General features: G+C 43.8%; 4 protein-coding genes and 1 pseudogene. 4 read left to right on the top strand and 1 reads right to left on the bottom strand.

Features of this window, described 5'->3' with window-relative positions; all coding sequences use genetic code 11:
* Positions 1 to 262: pseudogene (locus tag EKO24_RS22815) on the top strand (IS982 family transposase); the annotation flags it as partial.
* A 45-nt stretch (positions 263 to 307) separates the two neighbouring features.
* On the top strand, positions 308 to 898 hold the full coding sequence (locus EKO24_RS06555; protein ID WP_338323996.1) for an ATP-binding protein: 591 nt from the start codon (positions 308 to 310) through the stop codon (positions 896 to 898).
* Positions 899 to 1161: 263 nt separating this feature from the next.
* On the opposite strand, the gene EKO24_RS22625 is transcribed toward EKO24_RS06555, so the two are convergent.
* Positions 1162 to 1335 (bottom strand): hypothetical protein, encoded by a 174-nt coding sequence (locus EKO24_RS22625; RefSeq protein WP_162853333.1) that lies wholly within the window; start codon positions 1333 to 1335, stop codon positions 1162 to 1164.
* A 488-nt stretch (positions 1336 to 1823) separates the two neighbouring features.
* Between EKO24_RS22625 and EKO24_RS06550 the strand changes: the two genes are divergently transcribed.
* A complete protein-coding gene (locus EKO24_RS06550) occupies positions 1824 to 2024 on the top strand; it encodes a cold-shock protein (protein ID WP_127030745.1) in 201 nt (66 codons plus the stop codon).
* A gap of 627 nt (positions 2025 to 2651) precedes the next feature.
* Positions 2652 to 5369, top strand: coding sequence for a preprotein translocase subunit SecA (gene secA, locus EKO24_RS06545; RefSeq protein WP_127030744.1), 2718 nt, complete (start codon positions 2652 to 2654; stop codon positions 5367 to 5369).
* The last annotated feature ends 152 nt before the right edge of the window (positions 5370 to 5521 follow it).

The following is a 5521-nucleotide window of genomic DNA, read 5'->3' as shown; positions in this document are numbered from 1 at the left end:
TGCAAGAAACGCAAAACCTGACGGTATTAACGCCGGTCAAAAAACAAAAAGGCCAAGCGTATTTGGAACCCCAGGACCAATGGTTATCGACTGCCGTTTCTCGCGTTCGACACCGATTGAATCCTTATTCAGCTGGATTGAGCAACAAACAGGCATTGAATGTGCGGGTAGGGTTCGATCCTATAACGCATTAATGGTACATGTCTTCGGCAAGTTGGCCGCTGCCTTATTTTTTTGGAATTATTTACGCGTTAGCGCTTAATTCACATTTAATAATGCCGCCAAATATACTGATAAAGGCGGCAGCATCAGGTTAATCGTTGAAATAAGGGATAATAATTTCTTCATCCGAGTCCAAGACAATGGCCGTGGCATTGATGCTTCGGCGCTGCCTTGCCTGTTTGACTTGTTCTATCAAGTGGATAGTGCTATTGACCGGGCAGAAAGTGGTTTAGGAATTGGTCTTGCACTCGTCAAAAGCTTGGTGACAATGCATGGGGGCGAAGTATGGGCTCAAAGCGAAGGGCGCGGCAAAGGCAGTGAATTCGTCATTCGTCTTCCTTGTCTGTTGCAATTATCGTCCGCCCACGCTGCTTGCCGGATAGATCCCAAGTTGTCTGAGAATTCGCTCAGTATTCTTGTAGTCGACGATAACCGTGATGCTGCCCAAAGTCTATCGCTACTGCTATCCAGCGAAGGGCATACTGTATGGTTGGCATACGATGGTTATCAGGCATTGCAAGTTGCGTTGAATAAACTGCCGGAGGTTGTATTGCTCGATATCGGTTTGCCCGGTATGGATGGTTATGCAGTTGCGCAGTCGCTAAGGCAACATTCCGAGATGAAAATGACTTCATCTGATCGCCCTGAGTGGCTATGGCCGTCAGGAAGATCGTAAACAAGCGAAAGAAGTTGGGTTTAACGGCTATTTGACCAAGCCAGTTAATTTTAGCGAGTTACAAGAAGCATTAGCTGCTGTTCTTATTTTTTCGGCAAGACGTTTGGCTAAGCCAAGTTCCAATCTCTGATTTTGTGGTTTTGGGTGGCGCTGCAACGTATACGAGAGGGGACGAGGTAGGCTGTATAAAAAAGCTAAAAAGCTTCCAAGGCCTTTAAGCCTTGAAAGCTTTTAAGTTGAACAGTTAAGGTTATTTATAGTCGTCATTCGCATGATAATTGTCCGGCTTTGCCTCTTTTGCGATTCAGATTGATATTGCTGGCAATAGCTGCGGTGGCGAACAATGCGGATGAAATAATGAATTCACCGGAAAGAAAGCCTAATAGGCCCGTTATAAATACTGTTCCGGTTAGAATGTCTTTGTAAAGGTCGCTCATGAGTAAATCCTCGTTGAAGTTAAAAAGTTTTTTGAATTACGGTTTAACTATAGTAAAGGTCTTTATTGTTGACAATAACATTGGTAGTAGATGGATTGTTTCTTTATTTGAAGCATTAAATTCATCAATTATTCATATTAGTAGTGTAAAACGTCGAAATTTAGTAAGGATTTGCTTGGTGCCTATAGGGTGATTGGTTAAATTTTTAATAAAAATAAATGTTTGTAATGATTTTGGTGCTGCTATAAACTTCGGTTTTTCAAATTGTAGCTATTAGTTAAAGCGACAATAGATTGAGAATGGCAAGCTTGACATTGCTATAGGGCGGCTATAGAATGGAGTCGGCTTGAAATAGTTTTACGTTATGCGTATCTTTACGAAGTTCTTCATGTTTGTTCGTCCTGTTATCATTAAGTAATTCTCTAATTTCCCAGCTCTATCAGCCTTTATAAGGCTATCAGTTACTACAAATAATAGGATTACACTAAATGACTACAGGTACAGTTAAATGGTTTAATGCTGAAAAAGGCTTTGGTTTTATTCAGCAAGAAAACGGCCCAGATGTTTTTGTTCACTTTCGTAACATTAACAGTTCCGGTTTTAAATCTCTGGATGAAGGCCAAAAAGTACAATTTAATGTTACTCAGGGCCAAAAAGGTCCGCAAGCAGAAGAAGTAACAGTTATCTGATTGCTCGCGAAAAAAACCGTAGCTTCTCAAAGAAGCTACGGTTTTTTTATGTCTGCTAGTAAATTTAAGTCGGCTAATTTGGGGTGTTACTGATGCGTTGCTTTTGAGGGATCGTGGTTTCAAATTTGTTTGAAAGTTTCTAAAGTAGTCTGAAAAGCTAAAGTCTGTGCCCGGCTATGTTTGGCGGTTTTATTGTTGAGGCTGCGTCTTGAGGTCATCGTTATGGCCGGCAAGTTGAGTGCCTATCTCTTTCACTTGTATGTGAAACTCTTTATGCAGTGATTTTTGATTATCCTGCCCAATTAAAAAGACATGGAGAAATGCGGTTTCATTGGAGGATAGTATTTTTGCTAATGGCAAAACCAAGGTTTTCTTTGTTATAAATAAAATCAAATATCAGTGACGCAACCCTTAAATTTTTATTTACGGCAAGAAAGCGAGCAATGAAGTAAGCGATTTTTAAGTGTCTGGGCTAAGCATGGGATATTGATTTTCAATGGCTCTTTGCTAATGTTGATGCCTTTTGTCAAGGGGTAAAGAGCGTTTTTAACTGTTACTAAAATAGTAGACAGTATATAATCCCGTGGTTTTATTCAATCATTTACTAAATTCATACCGGAAAAAGACATGCTGGGTAAGTTGGTTAGATTTGTTATAGGGAGCCGTAATGACAGGCTGATAAAGAAGAAAAGAGCGTTGGTTAAAAAGATCAATGCCCTGGCTTCTGATTACGAGAAATTATCTGACGATGCGTTAAAAGCAAAAACGCAGGAGTTTCGTGATCGCTTGGCGCAAGGCGAAAAACTGGACAATCTGCTTCCTGAAGCGTTTGCAACAGTTAGGGAAGCATCGACGCGGGTCTTTGGTATGCGTCATTTCGATGTGCAGTTGATTGGCGGCATGATACTTCATGACGGCAAAATTGCTGAAATGAAAACCGGCGAGGGTAAAACCCTGATGGCAACCTTGGCGGCTTATTTGAATGCCTTGCCGGGGCGTGGCGTACATGTGGTTACGGTGAATGACTATCTGGCCAAGCGCGACTCTGAATGGATGGGTCGGCTTTACGGTTTTCTGGGCTTGACCACCGGTGTGATTATCAGTCAGATGGACAGTGAAGCGCGGCGCGAAGCTTATGCTTCAGACATTACGTATGGCACCAACAACGAATTCGGTTTCGATTATTTGCGCGACAATATGGCTTTTAGCCTGGAGCAAAAAGTCCAGCGCGACTTAAGCTTTGCTATTGTTGACGAGGTGGACTCTATTCTTATCGATGAGGCGAGAACGCCGCTGATTATCTCCGGACCAACCGAAGAAAGTACTGAAATCTACATTAAGGTTAATAAAATCGTTCCGTTCCTGACCAAACAGGAAAAAGAGAATGGTCCGGGCGATTATTCGGTTGATGAAAAAGTCCGCCAAGTGTATTTGACCGAAGAAGGGCACGAACATGTCGAACATTTAATGGTTGAGCATGGCTTGATGGCAGAGGGAAGCAGTTTGTATGACGCGACCAATATTCGCTTGATGCACTACCTGAATGCTTCATTGCGCGGCCATGTTTTATTCAAAAAAGACGTTGATTATATCGTCGCCAATGATGAAGTGATTATTGTCGATGAGTTTACCGGCCGAGTTATGCCGGGACGCCGCTGGTCTGAGGGTTTGCATCAGGCGATTGAAGCGAAAGAGCATGTTTCTATTCAAAATGAAAACCAGACCCTGGCTTCTATAACCTTTCAAAATTACTTCCGGTTGTATGAGAAACTGTCCGGTATGACCGGTACTGCGGATACCGAAGCGTTTGAGTTGAATAAGATTTACGGTCTTGAGGTTGTCGTCATTCCTACGCATCGCAATATGATTCGCAGAGATTTGGGGGATGTCGTATTCTTGACTGCCGATGAAAAATATATTGCCGTTTCAGAAGATATTAAAGAATGCGTTGGTCGTGGCCAGCCGGTGTTGGTGGGAACGACATCGATTGAAAACTCCGAGCGCTTATCGGCATTATTGCAAAAACTAGGCATTAAGCACGAAGTGCTTAATGCCAAACAACACGAGCGCGAAGCCCATATTATTGAGCAGGCCGGTATGCCGGGGGCTGTTACTATTGCTACCAATATGGCCGGTCGGGGTACCGATATTGTGCTCGGCGGCAATTTGGAAGCAGAGCTTGCTGCATTGGGCGAGGACGCCAGTGACGCCGATAAGGAGCGGGTCCGTGGTACTTGGTTGGATAGACATGAGCAAGTTATTGCTACCGGCGGTTTGCATGTTATCGGCTCGGAGCGCCACGAATCTCGCCGTATCGATAACCAGTTAAGAGGCCGTTCCGGCCGTCAGGGCGATCCCGGATCAACCCGCTTTTATCTGTCGTTGGAAGATGATTTGATGCGTATTTTTGCATCGGACCGTGTGGCAAGCTTAATGCAGAAGTTGGGAATGGGTAATGGCGAAGCCATTGAGCATCCTTGGGTCACTCGTTCTATTGAAAGCGCTCAGCGCAAGGTTGAAAGCCGCAACTTCGACGTGCGTAAAGAGATCCTGGCTTATGATGATGTTGCCAACGATCAACGTAAAGTTATTTATGCTCAGCGTAATGAGCTGATGGCGGCGGCGGAGATCTCCGATATTATCACTGCGATACGCGCAGACGTGGTCAATAATGTGATTACCCAATATATTCCGGCAAAAACTATGGTCGAGCAGTGGGATACGAAGGGTTTGGAAGAGCATTTGCATCAGGAATTTAATGTTGGGATTCCTGTGCGTAAAATGTTGGACGAAGATCACACGTTGCAGGAAGAGTCTTTACGGAAACGTATCATTGAGATCCTGGAACAAAGCCATAAAGACAAAGAACAGCAAATGTCTAAAGAAGTGCTGCAACATTTTGAGAAGTCAGTAATGCTGCAAGTGCTAGACAACAGCTGGAAAGAGCATTTGGCGGCGATGGATTATTTGCGTCAGGGCATACACTTTAGAGGCTATGCGCAGAAAGATCCTAAACAGGAATACAAGCGCGAAGCGTTTGAAATGTTTACCAATTTGCTTGAACATATCAAGTATGAGGTGATAGGAATTTTGTTTAAAGTGCAAGTCAGGCAGGAAGAAGACGTTCACGCCATTGACGAGCAAATGCAAGCGCCTAGAGAAATGCATTTTGAGCATGCACAGGCACCTACGTTGGACGCTTACGAAGATGCTGCGCCTGAGCAGGAAGAAGTTGCTACTGCGGAACAGCCATTCATCAGAGAGGGCAATAAAGTGGGTCGCAATGATCCTTGTCCTTGCGGTTCAGGCAAGAAATTCAAGCATTGTCATGGCCAATTAACTTAGCCGGATTTAATAGAGCGAGTTGTTAAAGCTGAGTTGAGCAGCGCTTGTCTGCTCAAGCCTTATGTGTACGCCCGACATGGGCATTAACTAATGAGGTGAAAGTCCTCTGTAGGAGAATCACCGTCGAAAACCTTGGTTGTTATTAGACGATA

The sequence above is a fragment of the Candidatus Methylobacter oryzae genome, from assembly GCF_003994235.2.
Taxonomy (GTDB): Bacteria; Pseudomonadota; Gammaproteobacteria; order Methylococcales; family Methylomonadaceae; genus Methylobacter_A; species Methylobacter_A oryzae.
Note: the sequence above shows the minus strand (reverse complement) of the source record. Positions and strands in the feature narration are given on the sequence as shown.